This window comes from Halopseudomonas salina, assembly GCF_008641105.1.
This window is the reverse complement of the sequence record NZ_VTTI01000007.1, coordinates 152,319-170,367: the sequence shown is the minus strand read 5'-3', so window position 1 is coordinate 170,367 and position 18,049 is coordinate 152,319. Positions and strand designations below refer to the sequence as shown.

Annotated in this window: 15 protein-coding genes; 9 read left to right on the top strand and 6 right to left on the bottom strand. The window is 59.3% G+C overall.

Translation table 11 applies throughout. The annotated features are described in order from the left end of the window. The first annotated feature begins 49 nt into the window (after window positions 1–49). The 9 genes from FZF01_RS13220 to moaA all read left to right on the top strand — a co-directional run bounded on the left by FZF01_RS13220 (window position 50) and on the right by moaA (window position 12,388). Entirely contained in the window at window positions 50–1,651 is a 1,602-nt protein-coding gene (locus FZF01_RS13220; protein ID WP_150278657.1) for an MFS transporter, read from the top strand. Between the two features lie 14 nt (window positions 1,652–1,665). Further along, on the top strand, window positions 1,666–2,124 hold the full coding sequence (locus FZF01_RS13215) for a universal stress protein (RefSeq protein WP_150278656.1): 459 nt from the start codon (window positions 1,666–1,668) through the stop codon (window positions 2,122–2,124). Window positions 2,125–2,143: 19 nt separating this feature from the next. After that, window positions 2,144–3,622, top strand: coding sequence for an MFS transporter (locus FZF01_RS13210; protein WP_150278655.1), 1,479 nt, complete (start codon window positions 2,144–2,146; stop codon window positions 3,620–3,622). 102 nt (window positions 3,623–3,724) lie between these two features. Then, the gene (locus FZF01_RS13205; protein ID WP_150278654.1) at window positions 3,725–7,501 is read left to right on the top strand and encodes a nitrate reductase subunit alpha; all 3,777 of its coding nucleotides are present in this window, start codon (window positions 3,725–3,727) and stop codon (window positions 7,499–7,501) included. Between the two features lie 10 nt (window positions 7,502–7,511). Beyond that, window positions 7,512–9,050, top strand: a complete 1,539-nt coding sequence (gene narH, locus FZF01_RS13200; protein WP_150278653.1) for a nitrate reductase subunit beta — start codon at window positions 7,512–7,514, stop codon at window positions 9,048–9,050. 2 nt (window positions 9,051–9,052) lie between these two features. Continuing rightward, window positions 9,053–9,787 carry a nitrate reductase molybdenum cofactor assembly chaperone gene (gene narJ / locus FZF01_RS13195; RefSeq protein ID WP_150278652.1) on the top strand — a complete coding sequence of 245 codons (735 nt, stop codon included), beginning with the start codon at window positions 9,053–9,055 and terminating at the stop codon, window positions 9,785–9,787. 9 nt (window positions 9,788–9,796) lie between these two features. After that, complete coding sequence (gene narI, locus FZF01_RS13190; RefSeq protein ID WP_150278651.1) at window positions 9,797–10,567, top strand: respiratory nitrate reductase subunit gamma; 771 nt, start codon at window positions 9,797–9,799, stop codon at window positions 10,565–10,567. Then, entirely contained in the window at window positions 10,564–11,382 is an 819-nt protein-coding gene (locus tag FZF01_RS13185) for a peptidylprolyl isomerase (protein WP_150278650.1), read from the top strand. The genes narI and FZF01_RS13185 overlap by 4 nt, the downstream gene beginning before the upstream one ends. A gap of 10 nt (window positions 11,383–11,392) precedes the next feature. Next, the gene (gene moaA, locus FZF01_RS13180; RefSeq protein WP_150278649.1) at window positions 11,393–12,388 is read left to right on the top strand and encodes a GTP 3',8-cyclase MoaA; all 996 of its coding nucleotides are present in this window, start codon (window positions 11,393–11,395) and stop codon (window positions 12,386–12,388) included. Window positions 12,389–12,445: 57 nt separating this feature from the next. Here the strand turns inward: moaA and FZF01_RS13175 are convergent, their stop codons facing one another. The 6 genes from FZF01_RS13175 to FZF01_RS13150 all read right to left on the bottom strand — a co-directional run bounded on the left by FZF01_RS13175 (window position 12,446) and on the right by FZF01_RS13150 (window position 18,013). Beyond that, window positions 12,446–12,760 (bottom strand): c-type cytochrome, encoded by a 315-nt coding sequence (locus tag FZF01_RS13175; protein ID WP_150278648.1) that lies wholly within the window; start codon window positions 12,758–12,760, stop codon window positions 12,446–12,448. A 127-nt stretch (window positions 12,761–12,887) separates the two neighbouring features. Then, a complete protein-coding gene (locus FZF01_RS13170; protein ID WP_188434385.1) occupies window positions 12,888–13,142 on the bottom strand; it encodes a cytochrome C oxidase subunit IV family protein in 255 nt (84 codons plus the stop codon). 7 nt (window positions 13,143–13,149) lie between these two features. After that, entirely contained in the window at window positions 13,150–13,746 is a 597-nt protein-coding gene (locus tag FZF01_RS13165; protein WP_150278702.1) for a cytochrome c oxidase subunit 3, read from the bottom strand. Window positions 13,747–13,751: 5 nt separating this feature from the next. After that, window positions 13,752–15,590, bottom strand: a complete 1,839-nt coding sequence (locus FZF01_RS13160; RefSeq protein WP_150278646.1) for a nitric oxide reductase activation protein NorD — start codon at window positions 15,588–15,590, stop codon at window positions 13,752–13,754. A gap of 4 nt (window positions 15,591–15,594) precedes the next feature. Further along, window positions 15,595–16,584 carry a 4Fe-4S binding protein gene (locus FZF01_RS13155; RefSeq protein WP_223825516.1) on the bottom strand — a complete coding sequence of 330 codons (990 nt, stop codon included), beginning with the start codon at window positions 16,582–16,584 and terminating at the stop codon, window positions 15,595–15,597. Window positions 16,585–16,600: 16 nt separating this feature from the next. Beyond that, on the bottom strand, window positions 16,601–18,013 hold the full coding sequence (locus tag FZF01_RS13150; RefSeq protein WP_150278645.1) for a cbb3-type cytochrome c oxidase subunit I: 1,413 nt from the start codon (window positions 18,011–18,013) through the stop codon (window positions 16,601–16,603). Window positions 18,014–18,049 lie beyond the last annotated feature (36 nt).

Below are 18,049 nucleotides of genomic sequence, written 5' to 3'. Positions count from 1 at the left end.
CTCCGGGCCTCCGGACGATGGCACAGCAGGCAAGATGGAAGGGCGCATTATGACCGATATCGAAAAATGGAACCCGGAAGATACCGACTTCTGGGACAGTCGCGGCAGGAAAATAGCCAATCGTAATCTGTGGATATCCATCCCCAGCCTACTGATGGGCTTCGCCATCTGGTTGATGTGGGGCATTGTAACGGTCCAGATGATCAACCTGGGCTTTCCCTTCGCTCCGGCTGAGCTCTTCACCCTGACCGCCATCGCCGGTCTGACCGGTGCCACCCTGCGTATCCCGGCGTCGTTCATGATCCGGATCTCCGGGGGGCGCAATACCATTTTCCTCACCACACTGTTGTTGGTGATCCCGGCTGCAGGCGCGGGCATGGCTCTGCAGAGTCAGGATACCCCGCTGTGGGTGTTCCAGCTGCTGGCCTTTCTGTCCGGTATCGGTGGAGGCAACTTCGCCTGCTCGATGAGCAATATCAGCGGATTTTTCCCGAAGAAACAGCAGGGCCTGGCCCTGGGCCTGAATGCCGGTCTGGGCAACTTCGGCGTCACCACCATGCAGATTCTCATTCCCCTGGTGATGACTGCAGGGGTATTCGGCGCCTTTGCCGGTGGTTCCATGACGCTGCTCAGCGACAGTGGAACCCTGATCGGGCGTATCGCGGCGGGTACCGAAACCTGGATACAGAACGCCGGCTGGATATGGGTGGTGTTCCTGATTCCGTTGGGGTTCGCCGGCTGGTTCGGCATGAACAACCTGCTGACTATCACGCCCAATCCAGGGAATGCCCTATCAGCCTTTGGCAAGATTCTGGGCCTGTATGTAGTCGGTTTTGCTACCGCCGGACTTGGCCTCTACCTCTACTTGCCGGCGCCAACCGGGTTGGGCGTGCTGAACATGTGGGTGACCATGATCCTGATCATGGGGCTGACCCTGTTCATTCTGCGCATGCTGCCAGGCAGCATCAAGCCGAACATCAAGCGCCAGTTCCAGATTTTTTCCGACAAGCACACCTGGTCGATGAGCGTGCTTTACATCCTCACTTTCGGTTCCTTTATCGGCTTTTCCATGGCGTTGCCCCTTTCGATCACGGTGATCTTCGGTTACCTGAATGAAGTTGCCATCGATGGCACGGTCACCCGGGTAGTGAATCCCAACGCGCCAAGCGCGCTGACCTATGCATGGATCGGACCCTTTATTGGCGCTCTGATCCGTCCTCTGGGTGGCTGGATTTCCGACAAGGTTGGCGGCTCCATCGTCACCCAGGTGATCTCGGTAGTCATGGTCATAGCGTCCGTTGCTGCCGGCTATGTGATGCAGCTGGCTTACAGCTCTACGCATCCAGAGCAGTATTTCTTCCTCTTTCTGGTGCTTTTTCTGGTGTTGTTTGCCGCATCGGGCATCGGCAACGGTTCGACCTTCCGCACCATCGGCGTGATCTATGACCGCGAGAAGGCCGGCCCGGTACTGGGCTGGACCTCGGCGGTGGCTGCCTATGGCGCCTTTGTCGCGCCTATCGTGATCGGCGAGCAGGTCAAGGCGGGTACTCCTGAGGTGGCCATGTACGGGTTCGCGGTGTTCTACGCACTCTGCCTGGTACTCAACTGGTGGTTCTACCTGCGCCCCAATGCCTACGTCAAGAACCCCTGAGCGGAGCAACCAATATGCGAATCATGATTGCCTATGACCATTCCCGCAACGCCATCACGGCATTGCAGAGCACCATCGATATGTTCAAGCCGCTCAAGCCGCTGATCATGCTGGTCGGTGTGGTGGAGGAGAGTCTGGATACCAGCAGCGTTGCAAGCCAGAGCTACGAACAGCAGCGGGCTGAATTCGAGGGTCACCTGCGCCTTGCAGCTGAAAAGGTTGTAGGCCAGGGCCTGGATGCCGAGGTGATTATTGCCGAAGGGGATGTGCGCAAGATGATCCTCAAGGCAGTCGAGCACAAGAAACCGGACCTGCTGGTGATTGCTCGTCACAGTCAGGAGCCCGACGGCGGATTTATCTCGCGGTCGCTGAACCTGCTGGTCGATGAGCTCGATTACATGACCTTTGGCAGCGTCAGCGCCTTTCTGGCCCGGCGCGCGCCCTGTCCGGTGCTGATTCAGGCATGTCCTTGATTACACCAGGAGAATCCAAATGAAAGTGTCTGAAGTTTTCCAGTGGAAGCGCCCTGAAATCCGCGCCCTGCACCTGACCTGGCTGGCTTTCTATATCAGCTTCTTTGTCTGGTTTGGCATGGCGCCATTGGCGTCGAGCATGCTCAAGAGTCTGAGCTGGCTGACCCCCGATGACATAAAGCTGTTTGCCATTGCCAACGTGGCGCTGACCATACCGGCGCGCATCATCGTCGGTATGGCACTGGACCGTTTCGGCCCACGCCGGGTGTTCTCGATTCTGCTGGTGGTCATGGCGCTACCGGCGCTGTTCTTCGCCTTTGGCGACACGCGGGTCCAGTTGCTGGTGTCACGACTGGTGCTGAGTTCGGTGGGTGCCAGCTTCGTCGTGGGTATTCACATGACTGCGATGTGGTTCAAGCCCAAGGACATCGGCTTCGCCGAGGGCTTCTATGCCGGCTGGGGCAACTTCGGCTCTGCCGCAGCGGCGATGACGCTACCGGCAATTGCCATTCACGCCTTTGGCGGGCCGGACGGCTGGCGCTGGGCGGTGGCTGCTTCGGCAATCATCATGGCGGCTTACGGCGTGTTTTACTGGTTCGCGATTACCGACGGCCCGGCCGGCACAGTCCATCGCAAACCCCACAAGACCGCCGCGCTGGAGGTCAGCACCTGGGCGGACATGCTCAAACTGATTGCCTGGACCATCCCCATGGTCGGGGTGCTGGCGATTCTGGTGTGGCGTATCGAGGGTATGGGCTACCTGTCTGATACTGGGGCCTGGATCTGCTACGCGGTCATTGCTGCGGTAGTGGTCTATCAGGTAGTGCAGATTCTCAGGGTGAATATTCCGATTCTGAAAAAGGGTGTGCCCGAGGACGACAAATACCCCTTCAACAGCGTCGCGGCACTCAACTCGACCTACTTTGCCAACTTTGGTGCCGAGCTGGCGGTGGTGTCCATGCTGCCGATGTTCTTCGAAATGACCTGGGGTCTGACGCCGACTACGGCCGGCATTATCGCGGCATCCTTTGCCTTTGTGAATCTGGTGGCGCGTCCGATGGGCGGGCTGGTGTCGGACCGTATGGGTAACCGCCGCTTCGTGATGCTCGCTTATATGCTCGGGATCAGCGTGGGCTTCCTGTTCATGGGCCTGATGAACGAGAAATGGCCGCTGTTTGTCGCCGTGATCATCACTGTCTGTTGCTCGGTTTTTGTTCAGGGTGCAGAGGGCGCCACATTCGGCATCATTCCTTCCATCAAGCGTCGGGTCACTGGCCAGATTTCCGGCATGGCCGGGGCCTACGGCAACGTCGGCGCTGTCTGCTATCTGACCCTTTTCACCTTTGTAACGCCTTCCCAGTTTTTCATGATCATTGCTGCCGGCGCGTTCGTCAGCTTTGCGGTCTGCTTCTTCTGGCTCAAAGAGCCGGAGGGTGCATTCTCCGATGAATATTACGTGTCTTCGGTAGACCGCGAACTGGAGGTACGGAACGCGTAGAAAGCCATCTGAATACGAACCTGAGTGCGCCGCACCGCGGCGCCCTGACATTACGTGATAGCCGGTCCGGCTATAAGACCAGACCGAATGAGGAGAAATACCATGAGCCACTTGCTTGATCAGCTACGCTTCTTCAACCGCAAGCAGGATGAATTTGCTGACGGACACGGTGAAACGCGCATCGAATCGCGCGACTGGGAAAATGTCTACCGGGCCCGCTGGCAGTACGACAAGATCGTGCGCTCCACCCATGGTGTGAACTGCACCGGATCCTGTTCCTGGAAGATCTACGTCAAGAACGGTCTGATTACCTGGGAAACCCAGCAGACAGACTACCCGCGCACCCGTCCGGACCTGCCCAACCACGAGCCACGCGGCTGTCCGCGGGGGGCCAGCTACAGCTGGTACATCTACAGCGCCAACCGCCTGAAGTACCCCAAGGTGCGCAAGGCACTGCTCAAGCTGTGGCGCGAAGAGCGGACAACCAAGGCCCCGGTGGACGCCTGGCGCAGTATTGTCGAGGATCAGGCCAAGGCCACCTCATACAAGGCAGAACGCGGCCTGGGTGGTTTCATCCGGTCCAGTTGGGACGAAGTCACCGAGATCATCGCCGCGGCCAACGTCTATACCGTCAAACAGTATGGCCCGGACCGTGTGGTCGGATTTTCACCGATCCCGGCCATGTCCATGGTCAGCTACGCAGCGGGCAGCCGCTATCTGTCGCTGATCGGTGGTGTATGCCTGAGCTTCTATGACTGGTACTGCGATTTGCCCCCAGCCTCACCCATGGTCTGGGGCGAGCAGACCGACGTGCCGGAATCGGCCGACTGGTATAACTCCAACTACATCATTGCCTGGGGTTCCAACGTCCCGCAGACCCGTACACCGGACGCGCACTTCTTTACCGAGGTGCGCTACAAGGGCACCAAGACCGTGTCCATTACCCCGGATTATTCGGAAGTTGCCAAACTGACCGACCTCTGGCTGAACCCCAAGCAGGGCACCGATGCCGCCCTTGCGCAGGCGTTCAACCACGTCATCTTCAAGGAGTTCCACCTCGAGAATCCGAGTGCGTACTTTACTGATTACGTGCGCCGCTATACCGATTTTCCGATGCTGGTGTTGCTGGAAGAGGCCGAGCATGGCTTCAAGCCAACACGCTTTCTGCGCGCTTCGGATCTCGACGATCAGCTGGGCCAGGACAACAACCCCGAGTGGAAAACCATCGCGATCGACAGCAACACCGATCAATTGGTATCGCCGCTCGGGTCTATCGGCTACCGCTGGGGCGAGTCGGGCAAGTGGAACATTGAAGCCCGTGAGGGTGGCGAGGGTCGTGAGGTCACACTGCAGCTCAGTCAGATCGAGAAGGGCGAAGTCGTCAATGTGGCCTTCCCGTATTTTGGCGGCCAGTTACACGATCACTTCCAGCAGGCCGATGGCGAAGAGATACAGTACCGTCATCTGCCCAGCCGTCTGCTGATCATGGCCGATGGCAAGCAGCTGCGCGTGGCCACCGTATTCGATATTCAGGCTGCAGGTCTGGCTATCGACCGCGGCCTGGGCGGCGCCAACGTGGCCAGCAGTTATGACGATGCCAGCGTACCGGGTACCCCGGCTTGGCAGGAGCAAATCACCGGTGTGAGCCGCGAAAAGGTCATTCAGGTGGCACGCGAGTTCGCCGACAACGCGGACAAGACCAAAGGCCGCTCGATGATCATCGTCGGCGCGGCGATGAACCACTGGTACCACATGGACATGAACTACCGTGGTCTGATCAACATGTTGTTGATGTGTGGCTGCGTGGGTCAGACCGGTGGCGGCTGGGCACACTATGTGGGCCAGGAAAAACTGCGTCCGCAAACCGGCTGGCTGCCCCTGGCCTTCGGTCTGGACTGGGACCGCCCACCACGTCAGATGAACGGCACCAGCTTTTTCTACAACCACAGTTCCCAGTGGCGCCACGAGAAGATGAGCGTGCACGAAATCCTCTCGCCGCTGGCCGACAAGTCGCAGTTCCCCGAGCACATGCTCGATTACAACATTCGCGCCGAGCGCGGCGGCTGGCTGCCGAGCGCGCCGCAGCTTAACCGCAACCCGCTGGCAATCTGCCGTGAGGCTGCGGCCAAGGGCATGGATCCCAAGGACTATGCACTGCAGAGCCTGCAGGATGGCAGCCTGAGATTTGCCTGCGAGCAGCCGGACAACAGCGATAACTTCCCGCGCAACATGTTCATCTGGCGCTCCAACCTGCTGGGCAGTTCGGGCAAGGGCCATGAGTACATGCTCAAGTACCTGCTGGGTACGCCCCGGCATGGCGTGATGAACGAGGACCTGGGCAAGCGTGACGGAGTCAAGCCGACTGAAGCCGACTGGGTAGACGAGGGTGCCATCGGCAAGATCGACCTGGTCACCACGCTGGATTTCCGTATGTCCTCGACCTGCGTGTACTCCGATATCGTCCTGCCGACCGCAACCTGGTACGAGAAGGACGACATGAATACCTCGGACATGCATCCGTTCATTCACCCCCTTTCCGCTGCCATCGATCCAGCCTGGGAGTCCCGTTCCGACTGGGACATCTACAAGGCAATCGCCAAGAAATTCTCGGAGATTTCCGAGGGTGAGCTGGGTGTGGAAAAGGACCTGGTAACCATCCCGATGCTGCACGACAGCCCCGGCGAACTGGCCCAGCCCTTCGGCGGTACCGACTGGAAAACCGCCGGTGAAGCACCTGTGCCCGGCAAGAACTGCCCGAACATGGTGGTAGTGGAGCGTGATTACCCCAACACCTTCAAGAAGTTCAGTTCCCTGGGCCCTTTGCTCGAGAAGCTGGGCAATGGCGGCAAGGGGATCAGCTGGAATACCGATGACGAGGTGGAGTTCCTCGGCAAGCTGAACCACGAAGTCCTGGATGAGGGTATCAGCCAGGGTCGTCCACAGATCAATACCGCGATCGACGCCTGCGAGGTGATCCTCTCGCTGGCTCCGGAAACCAATGGCCACGTTGCGGTCAAGGCCTGGGCTGCACTGTCGAAGTTCACTGGCCGCGACCACAGCCACCTGGCGGTGGGCAAGGAGCATGAGGCGATCCGCTTCCGTGATATCCAGGCCCAACCGCGCAAGATCATCTCCAGCCCGACCTGGTCAGGCCTGGAAGACGATCACGTGAGCTACAGCGCCGGTTACACCAACGTCCACGAGATGATTCCGTGGCGCACCATTACCGGCCGCCAGCAGTTCTTCCAGGATCACCCCTGGATGCAGGCCTTCGGCGAACAGCTGATGAGCTACCGTCCGCCGGTCAACACCCGCACCACCGGCTATGTGCTGGGCAAGAAGCCCAATGGCAACAACGAGATCGTGCTGAACTGGATCACCCCGCACCAGAAGTGGGGTATCCACAGCACCTATTCCGACAACCTGATCATGCTCACCCTGAGTCGTGGTGGCCCGATCATCTGGTTGTCCGAGGTCGATGCGGTCAAGGCCGGGATCGAGGACAACGACTGGGTTGAATGCTTCAACGCCAACGGCGCCCTGGTCGCCCGTGCAGTGGTCAGCCAACGGGTGATGGAAGGAATGGTGATGATGTACCACGCCCAGGAACGCATCATGAACATGCCCGGTAGTGAAATGACCGGCACCCGCGGCGGGCACCATAACTCGGTCACCCGCGTGGTACTCAAACCGACCCACATGATTGGCGGCTATGCCCAGCAATCCTGGGGTTTCAATTACTACGGCACCGTCGGCTGCAACCGCGATGAATTCGTTGTGGTGCGCAAGATGGACAAGGTCGACTGGTTGGATGACGTCGAACTGGGTGGCCTTGGCGGGGACGCCCTGCCACAAGCCCTGCCACAGGACATCAAGTGAGGAACCGGCCATGAAAATTCGTTCACAAGTAGGAATGGTACTGAATCTGGACAAGTGCATCGGCTGCCACACTTGCTCGATTACCTGCAAGAACATCTGGACCAGCCGTGAAGGTATGGAATACGCCTGGTTCAACAACGTCGAGACCAAGCCTGGTATCGGTTACCCGAAAGAGTGGGAAAACCAGACCAAATGGAAGGGCGGCTGGAAACGCAATGCCGACGGTTCGATCAATCCGCGCATTGGCGGCAAGTTCCGTGTACTGGCGAACATCTTCGCCAACCCGGATATGCCGACCATCGATGATTACTACGAGCCCTTCGACTTCGATTATCAGCACCTGCACACCGCACCTTCGTCCAAACACCAGCCCACCGCCCGGCCGCGTTCGGCCATCAGCGGCAAGCGCATGGAAAAGATCGAGTGGGGTCCCAACTGGGAGGAAATTCTAGGTACCGAGTTTGCCAAGCGCCGCAAGGATCAGAACTTCGACAGCATTCAGGCTGACATCTACGGTGAGTACGAAAACACCTTCATGATGTATCTGCCAAGGCTGTGCGAGCACTGCCTGAATCCGACCTGCGCAGCGGCGTGCCCCAGTGGGGCCATCTACAAGCGCGAGGAAGACGGCATCGTACTGATTGACCAGGAAAAGTGCCGCGGCTGGCGCATGTGCATCAGCGGTTGCCCGTACAAGAAGATCTACTTCAACTGGAAGAGCGGCAAGTCGGAAAAGTGCATTTTCTGCTATCCGCGTATCGAAGCCGGCATGCCCACCGTCTGCTCGGAAACCTGCGTCGGCCGTATCCGTTACCTGGGTGTACTGCTGTACGACGCAGACCGCATTCACGAAGTGGCCAGCACGCCCAGCGAGCAGGACCTGTACGAAGAGCAACTGGGTCTGTTCCTGGATCCCCATGATCCGGCGGTAATCGAGCAGGCGTTGGCTGACGGCGTACCGATGTCAGTGATAGACGCAGCGCAGGCTTCACCAGTGTACAAGCTGGCGGTCGACTGGCGTCTGGCGCTACCGCTGCACCCGGAGTATCGCACCCTGCCGATGGTCTGGTATGTGCCGCCATTGTCGCCGATCCAGAACGCCGCCGAGGCGGGCAAAATCAGCATGAACGGCATTTTGCCGGATGTGGACAGCCTGCGCATTCCCCTGCGTTATCTGGCCAATCTGCTGACTGCCGGCGACGAAGCGCCGGTCAAACTGGCGCTCAAGCGGCTGTTGGCCATGCGTGTGTACAAGCGCTCGCAGCAGGTCGACGGTGTAGAGAATCTCCAGGTGCTGGAAGACGTGGGTCTGACCCGCGCGTTGGCCGAGGACATGTACCGCTACCTGGCGATTGCCAATTACGAAGACCGTTTCGTGATTCCGACCGCCCACCGCGAGGAAGCGTTGAGCGAAGTATTTGCAGAGCGAAACGGCTGCGGCTTTAGCTTCGGCAGCGGCTGCTCCGGCAGCTCCGATACCAATATGTTCGGTGGCAAGAAAGCCAACCGTCGCGACGTCGTCAAGACCGTCCAGCTCTGGGAGGAGTAAGCATGAAAATTCTCAAGGTGATTTCCCTGCTGATGGATTATCCGGTGCAGGCCTTGCAGGACGCCCGCATGGAACTCGAGGAGGCCATTGTTGCCTCCCGCGAGATCAGCCCCGAGCAGCGCCAGGATCTGGTCGACCTGCTCACGCGTCTGGCCAGTACCGATCTGCTGGACGTACAGGAAGCCTATACCGAGGAATTCGAGCGTGGCCGCTATCTGTCGCTGCTGCTATTCGAGCATGTACACGGTGAATCCCGTGACCGGGGTCAGGCCATGGTCGACTTGATGGCCCAGTACGAGAGCGCCGGCTTTGCCATCGGCGTGAAGGAGCTGCCTGACTACATACCCCTGTATCTGGAGTTTCTGGCTACCCGCGACGGTGAAGAAGCGCGTGCCGGGCTGGGTGAAGTCGAACACCTGCTGGCGCTGCTCGCCAGTAGGCTGGAAGAACGCGGCTCTGATTATGCGTCCTGTTTCCGCGCCCTGCTGCAGATTGCCGGCACGATTCCGGAGCTGGCAATGGCGGCGATTCGCGAGCAGGTGCTCGAGGAAATTCCCGACAACAGTCTGGAGGCCCTCGACAAGGAATGGGAGGAGGAGCAGGTGACTTTTCTCAACGGCGACAGCGTTGCGGCCTGTGGTACCCGGCCGGCAAACGTCAAGGCCAAGGAAGAGATAGCAGTGCCGGTGCACTGGGTAGATTTCAATGACAATACCGTGCCGGCTGGCCGGGCATAGGAGGCAGACATGTCAAACTTCAATTTTCTGTTGTATGGGGTCTATCCCTACGTTGCTCTGGCGGTCTTCATCATCGGTAGCTGGGCGCGATTTGATCTGTCCCAGTACACCTGGAAGGCGCACTCCAGCCAGCTGATGGATAACAAGGGCCTGCGACTTGCCAGCAACCTGTTTCACATTGGCATCCTGTTCATCTTTGCTGGGCATTTTGTTGGCCTGTTGATCCCCGAGGTTATCTATCACCATGTGATCAGTACGTCGGGCAAGCAGATTCTGGCGGTCGTCTCAGGCGGCTTCTTTGGGATTCTTTGTCTCATTGGTCTGGTGATGTTGATTCACCGACGCATGACCAATCCGCGGGTCAGAGCCCAATCCAGCTTCTCCGACATCATGATTCTCTGGGTCCTGCTGGCGCAGTTGCTGCTTGGCCTGCTCACCATCTTCTTCTCCGTGCAACATCTGGATGGTTCAGTAATGGTCATGCTGGCGAACTGGGCACAGTACACAGTAACCCTTCAGCCGCTGTTGGGTGCCGCCGCCATCGAGCCTGTCGGGCTGGTTTACAAGTTGCATGTGTTTCTTGGTTTGACGCTGTTTGTACTCTTCCCCTTCACCCGTCTGGTTCATATCATCAGTGCGCCTGTGTGGTATCTGGGGCGGCGCTATCAGATTGTAAGGCTCAAGGCATCTGCCCCTGAGCGTCCCAGGCCGGTTCGTCCGGCGCGCGCCGGTGCTTCACCGGCCAAACAGCCCGCTGCAGCGCACAAGGGGCAACCATGAACGCCGACAGCATCATTGCCAGCAGTACCCGGCAGGAATGGCCGCGGGTGAGCATCAATGGAGTACCGCTCGATCCGCAGGATATTGCCCTGGAAATGCAATATCACCCGGCCGATACACGGGAGGAGGCGGTATTTATGGCCGCCCAGGCCCTGGTTATCCGTGAGCTGCTTGAGCAGCGCGCGGCATTCCTGGGGGTTGAAGTCTTGAAGCAGGCTGATGAGACCGATGAGGAGGCACTCATTCGCGGCTTGCTGGAGCGGGAGGTCCAGGTGCCGGCGATAGACGAGCAGGCCCTGGAGCAGTTCTACCAGTCCAACCTGGAGCGTTTCAGTTCGGCGCCGTTGGTTGCCGCCAGGCATATTCTGCTCGCGGTCGCTCCGGACGATGTAGCTGGGCGCAGCCGCACCCGTGAGCAGGCAGTGGCCCTTATCGGCCAGTTACAGGACAATACTGCGCGTTTCGCCGCGCTGGCCACGGAGTATTCCGACTGCCCGTCCAGGCAACAGGGCGGCGCCCTGGGTCAGCTCAGTTCCGGGCAGACAGTTGCCGAGTTCGAACGCCAATTGCTGCGCCTGGATGAGGGTCTTGCGAACCAACCGCTGGAGTCGCGTTATGGCTTTCATATCGTTCTGGTTGATCAGCGAATCGACGGGAAGCAACTGCCCTTCGAGCTGGTCAGAGACAGCATCGAGGGCGAGCTGGGCGAAAGAGTCTGGCAAAAAGCCGTGGTACAGTACATCGAAATGTTGATAGGTGAGGCAGGTATCGAAGGCATCGTCATGCGCGGAGCTGCTTCACCACTGCTGCAATAGGGGAAGAGTCATGGCCGACACACAATTGATGGATGGACTGGGTCGACGCATCGATTACCTGCGCATGTCGGTGACCGATCGCTGCGACTTTCGGTGTGTCTATTGCATGGCTGAGGACATGACCTTTCTGCCTCGGCAACAGGTGCTTACCCTGGAGGAAATCCAGCGGCTTGCCGCGCTCTTTGTTGCCCAGGGAGTAAAGAAGATCCGCCTCACCGGCGGTGAGCCCCTGGTGCGGCGCGGTATTGTTGAGCTGTGTGCCGGTATCAGCGCATTGCCTGGCCTGCGCGAGCTGGTGATGACCACCAACGGTTCGCAACTGGTGAAGCTGGCGCAGCCGCTGGCGGACGCCGGCGTCAAGCGACTGAACATCAGCCTGGACAGTCTGGACCCGGAGAAATTCCGCGCCATTACCCGCACGGGTGAATTGCAACAGGTGCTTGACGGCATTGATGCCGCGCGGGATGCCGGGTTCAAGCGCATCAAGCTCAATGTGGTGGTGATGAAGGGGCGTAATGCAGATGAGGTGCCAGCGTTGGTGGACTATGCGCTGGCACGCGATCTGGATATCACCTTTATCGAGGAAATGCCCCTGGGCAATGTGGGTCGGTCCCGGGGCGAGTCATTCTGCTCCAGTGACGAGGTGCGTGGGATTATCAGTCAGCGCTACCAGCTGCTGGACAGTGCCGAGAACTCCGGTGGGCCAGCGCGATACGTGCGGGTGGAGGGATATGGGGAAAGTCGTATCGGGTTTATTTCCCCGCACTCGCATAACTTCTGTGCAAGCTGTAACCGGGTGCGCATGACCGCCGAGGGGCGACTTTTACTTTGCCTGGGACAGGAAAATTCGATCGACATGCGCGCACTGGTGCGCCGCCACCCCACAACTGATGAACCGTTACGAAATGCATTGCGCAAGGCGCTGCAGGGCAAGCCAGCCCACCATGACTTTACGGCTGATGGAGATGTTCAGATTGTCCGTTTCATGAACGCGACAGGGGGATAGTAAAACGCCCCTTATCGCAGAGCGACAAGGGGCGTTTTCAAGTCGGTTTGACCCGGTTTACTTGAGTGAGGCGTAGTAGGCAGCCAGGTCGGCGATGTCCTGGTCGCTCAGGTTCTTGGCCATCGGGCTCATGATGGCGGCGTTACCACCCGCCCGCTGGCCTTCGCGGTAGGCTTTCAACGAGCCCTCAAGGTAGGCCTCATTTTGTCCCTTCAGGTTAGGATAGATCGGTACCAAGGCAATGCCGTCGGCGCCATGGCATGCGGAGCAGACTGCAGATTTGCCTTTGCCAGCAGCAGCGTCGCCAGCAGCCTGGGCTACACCGCTGATGCCAAGAGCCAGTACGGTAGAAGCAAACAGAATTTTCAACATCTTAATTTCCTCATCATTTCTTTATTGGGTGTTTTCACAACCAGTAATACCATCAATTGTGAATTTGCAAAGGCTAAAGTTTCTCCATTGCACCTCCTTGTATAACCAGACATTACCGCAGGGTTGATCACAGAAACAACGCTATCGCGCAGAGGACGACTAACAGCCATCCACTGACCGCCAGACGAAACACCAGAGGTGCGGTTTTCATCCCCATGAACTGGTCAATGACCCACTGTCCCTTGATGGCGCTCAACAGCAGGACAGCCCACAGCAGCCATGCTGGTTGGACCTCGTTGGTGGCTGGTTGGTGCCCCAGCCACCAGCCGATCAATGTAAGAGCCAGAAGACCAAGCCAGGTCAACGTCAATCGGTAGGTCATGCTCACCTCAGGGCAGCACATAAAGCAGTGGAAAGAGCATCAGCCACACCAGATCAACCATATGCCAGTAGCTGGCTGCGGACTCTGCGGCCATTTGCCGCGTCTGGTGCGAGTCATATACGCCCCGCCGGAAGCGGCTTGCCACCACCAGCAGGATTAGCATCCCCAGCACCACATGCATTAAATGGAAGAAGGTGGTGAAGAAGTAGAAAAAGTAGAAGGTATTGGTGCGCAGCGTGTAACCGGCGCTGAACATCTGCTGGTATTCCAGCAGCTTGATGATCAGATAGAGCAGGCCGCTCGCCGCTCCTGCGCGAAACCACCACACCACGCTGGTTGATCTGCCGCGGCGCATAGCCGCGACGCCCAGTGCCACCCAGTAACTCCCGGTCAGCAGCGCCAGGGTGTTGATCAGCCCTGCCACCGGGTGCAAGGTGGCGACGCCCGCACTGAACATCTCCGGCCATCTGCCGCGCACGTAGGCCATGGAGCCCAGCAGCAGCGCGAACACCGCCAGCTCGGCCAATATGAAACACCACATGGCCAGATCACCTGGTAGCTCGCGTCTCCGGGTGACCGGAGCAATAACCGGCAGGCACTGCATTGCTGTCACGGGGTCCTCCCGGTCAGGGTCAGGTACAGGCGGGGTAGCAGGGAGGGCAACTCGGCGGCGTTGTGCAGCAGGTGAAAACGCTGTGGCCCGAACAGATACGGCAGATAATCGGCTGCCTGCTGGTCGATAGTCACGCAGAACGGCTCCAGGCCAGCCTTGCGTGCCTCCAGAAGCGCCTGGCGGGTGTCTTCCATGCCGTAACGCCCCTCGTACAGGTCAAGGTCGTTGGGCTTGCCATCGGTCAGAAGCAACAGCAGCCGCTGCTCGGCAGGCTGCTCCTTGAGGATCTCGGTGGCCTGACGTATCGCCGCGCCCATGCGGGTGTAATATCCCGGTCGCAATGCCTGGATGCGTCCGTGCACCGGCTCACCCCAGGATTCGGCAAAATTCTTGATCACGCTGAAGCGCACCTGATCACGCCGTTTGGAAGAAAACCCATACATAGCAAAGGCGTCGTTGCCGGCGTCCAGTGCCTCACCCAGTAAATGCATGCTGTCGCGCACCACATCGATCACCTGATGTTCGTTGTCGGCATAGGCTTCGGTGGACAAGGACAGATCCGCGAGGATCAGGCAGGCCAGGTCGCGATGTTGCACCGCCTGCTGGCGCCACAGGGCCGGTTGTGCGCTGGCCGCCCCACGTTGTCGGGCGGTGGCAAAGTCGATGCAGGCGTCCAGGTCCAGTGCCGAACCGCTGGGCTGGCGCTTGTTCCAGGCCTTCTGCGGGCGCAACACTTCAAAACGTCGGCGCAGCTGGCGGCCCATCGCCTGCAGCCGGTCGGGCAGGGGGCAGGGCGCGGCATCCTTGGGTAGCATCGGTATCACCCGACAGTGCCGCGGTATCAGTTGCTGTTTGCGCCAGTCCCACTCGGGCAGCAGGGTGCCCTCGCCCAGGGGGATGTCATCCTCCGCTGCGCTGGGTAGATCCAGATCCAGTTTCAGTCGCGATGCACCGGCATCACCGTGGCGGGACAGGCTGAGGTGGTCGAGGTCTTCAGCCACGCGATCGGCATCGTCGTCTTCGCTGTCATCGACGGTGCGGTCGACTGGTACAAATTCCGACCAGGAGAACAGGCTTTCCAGCCGAAATACGATCAGCCCGTCCTTGCCATCCACGTCATCGATGAATTCGGCGCGTTTGCGGCCCTTGCCCTCTTTTGGCTTGAGCCCGCCGTTGCTGGTATCGCTGTCACTATCCTCACGCGAGACGGCGGCCGGGTTGGTGTGCAGTGATGGATAAAGCCACAGTGGCACGGGCAGGCTGTCGCCATCGGCGTAGGGCAGGCTCTGTTGGCTTCCCGGCTCGAGAATCGCGTTGCGCAGGCAGTGCTCCCGACGCCGCTGGGCACCAGTGAGCGTATCCAGCGGTGCACGTACAGTCACCAGCCGCCAGGCCAGACGCTGGTATAGCCCGGTCAGGCCGGGAAAGCGCTCCAGTGTTTCCAGTACCTGGCGCTGATTCCACGCCAGCCAGTCGTTCTCCCCGGGTTGGCTCGCCTGGCTGGCCAGTGCGGTCAGCCAGAGATACAGATCTCGGTTCAGGTCCCTTTCGGGGTAGGCCTGAATGACTGGCGGCAGCCTTACACTGTCCTCGTCACGCCAGGCCATGGCGTATTGCCGCCCTGTGCCGGCGATCTTTTCCAGCCAGTGACGGGGTGGCTTCAGGGCGCGCTCTGTTGCCGCCTTGATCACCAGGCCGGGATCGCCACCCAGGGCACGGAAAACCATGGCCAGCCGCGGGCCCTCATCCTCCAGGCGAACCAGAGCTTCGGGGTAGCTGGTGCGGGCCAATCGGTTGATCAGATTGTGCCAGCGCATACCGACATATTCTTCCATCGTACTAGTCCTTTTCCAGAACGGGGATGCGAACGGGATCCTGAACCGGGATCTGGCTACCCGGTTGCTTGTCCATCTTCACGGCGTCCTCACCGCTGACCCAGTGCAACAGGGCACCTTCGGGGTTGTTTGCCTGAACCTGCTGGCAGGTCTGTACACAGACGCCGCATTGGGTGCAGGTAATCTTGTGGCGCTTCATGCCGCGCGGTGGCAGCCGCATCGGGCAGGCTCTGTCGCAGGCATTGCAGTCGCGGCAGTCACGCGCCCGTTCGCGTTTGAAACCGATCACCATGGCGCGGCGGTTCACCGCCCAGATCAGGCTCTGAAAGATGCCTACGGCGCAGCCGTATTTGCAGAAAAAATGCCGCGCCAAGGCAAACTCGATACAGAACAAAGCCGTACCGATACCGATGAAAAACCAGTGCCAGGTCGGCAGGTTCAGACTCAACAGCCCCGTCCACAAGGGTATTGGCGGTACCAGGTAGCTGAGCAGCGTGACGGCCCACAAAGCGGATCCGCCCAGCACCACCAGGCTCATGACCATCCGCGCGCCGGCCTGCCGGGGGGCAGAGGGCTTTTCCCAGACTGAGCGCCGGCCCAACCAGCGGGCCATCAGGCCGTCGATCCACTCAACCATCGAAAAGTGCGGGCATAGCCAGCCACAATAAATGCGGCCCCAGCGCCAGACGACCCAGAGCAGCACTCCCAGGGTCAGCAGAATGGGCAGGCCCAGGCGCAACAGCAGGTGCAGGGTGATGGCCGCGGGATCCAGGGCGCTGTTCTGGGGATCAAGCCCCAGGGTCCAGTCCATGGTCAGAAAAACAAAATGGCCCCTGCTCAGATCGAGACGAAACAGATCCAGTAAAGGCGCCAATAGAAAGAGGATAAAAAAAGCGCTGCGACTGAGTCGGCGAAGCGTTGCAAGCATCATGGTGTCTTCGCCTCCAGCCAGTTTGATGTTCGAGGTGGTGCTGGCAGTGGATACTGCCAGCACCGGGTTATAGCCATGATCAGCTCAGGGCGGCTTCAGCAACGAGCGGCTCGGTCGGCTCACTGGTGCGGGCTGCGACCACAAAACTGGCCAGGTACATGAATACGCCGACACCAAAACCGATCCCCGCCCCCAGACGCAGCCAGTAAATCGTGGTGATGGCGTCCTGGGTGGCCATGAAGCCCAGTGCATCGGCGTTATCCGGAATACGCTGCAGCCAGATCTGCACCACGCCAGCGGCGGTCAGCAGCAGGGTGATCAGCAGCATGCTGATGCTCATGGTCCAGCAGGAGGCAATCTCCAGGCGCTGTGCCTGCAGGCTGTTGGCTTGCCGGCCGTGGAGTATCGGCCAGGCGTAGGAGATGATGGCCAGCACGATCATCACGTAGGCACCGTAGAAGGCCAGGTGGCCGTGCGCCGCAGTCAGTTGACTACCGTGTGTGTAGTAGTTGATCGGTGCGAGGGTGTGCATGAAACCCCATACGCCCGCGCCCAGGAAAGCCATGATGGTGCAACCGACTGCCCAGGTAACGGCGGCCTTGTTGGGGTGGTCGCGGCGACGCTGCTTGAGCATGCTGAATGCGAACACCATCAGCATGAAGAATGGCAGCGGTTCGATAGCCGAGAAGATCGAGCCGATCCAGAGCCAGTATTCCGGTGCGCCAATAAAGAAGAAGTGGTGGCCGGTACCCAGGATGCCGCTGATCAGGGCCATGGCGATAATCAGGTACAGCCATTTCTCGACGACCTCACGGTCTACACCGGTAGTGCGGATCAGGATGAATGCCAGGATAGCGCCCAGAATCAGTTCCCAAACGCCTTCAACCCACAGATGCACGACCCACCACCAGAAGTACTTGTCCATCACCAGCGAAGCGGGGTTGTAGAAGGCAAACATCCAGAACACCGCCAGACCGATCAGACCGGTTGTCAGCACCATGTTGACCACGGTCTTGCGGCCCTTGAGTACGGTCATGATGACGTTGAACAGAAAGCCGATAAACACCAGGGCCAGACCGATCTTGGTAATGGTCGGCTGCTCGAGAAACTCCCGTCCCATGGTCGGGAAATACTTGTTGCCGGTGATGTCCGCCAGGGTCGCGTAGGGCACGGCCAGATAGCCAATAATGGTCAGCGTGCCCGCGGCTGCGAATACCCAGAACAGAATTCTGGCTAGCAAGGGACTATGCAGTTCGCACTGGGTTTCCTCGGGTAGCAGAAAATAGGTCGCGCCCATGAAGCCGAACAGCAACCAGACGATCAGCAGGTTGGTGTGGACCATGCGGGCCACGTTAAAGGGTATCTCCGGAAACAGAAAGTCACCGATGATGTACTGGGTTCCGAGGATCAGACCGAAAACGATCTGCCCCAGGAAGAGAATGATGGCGAAGATAAAATAGGGCTTCGCCTCCGACTGACTTGCGTATTTCATGGCAGTAATCCTTGCGTAATTGATCCGGGGTCAGCT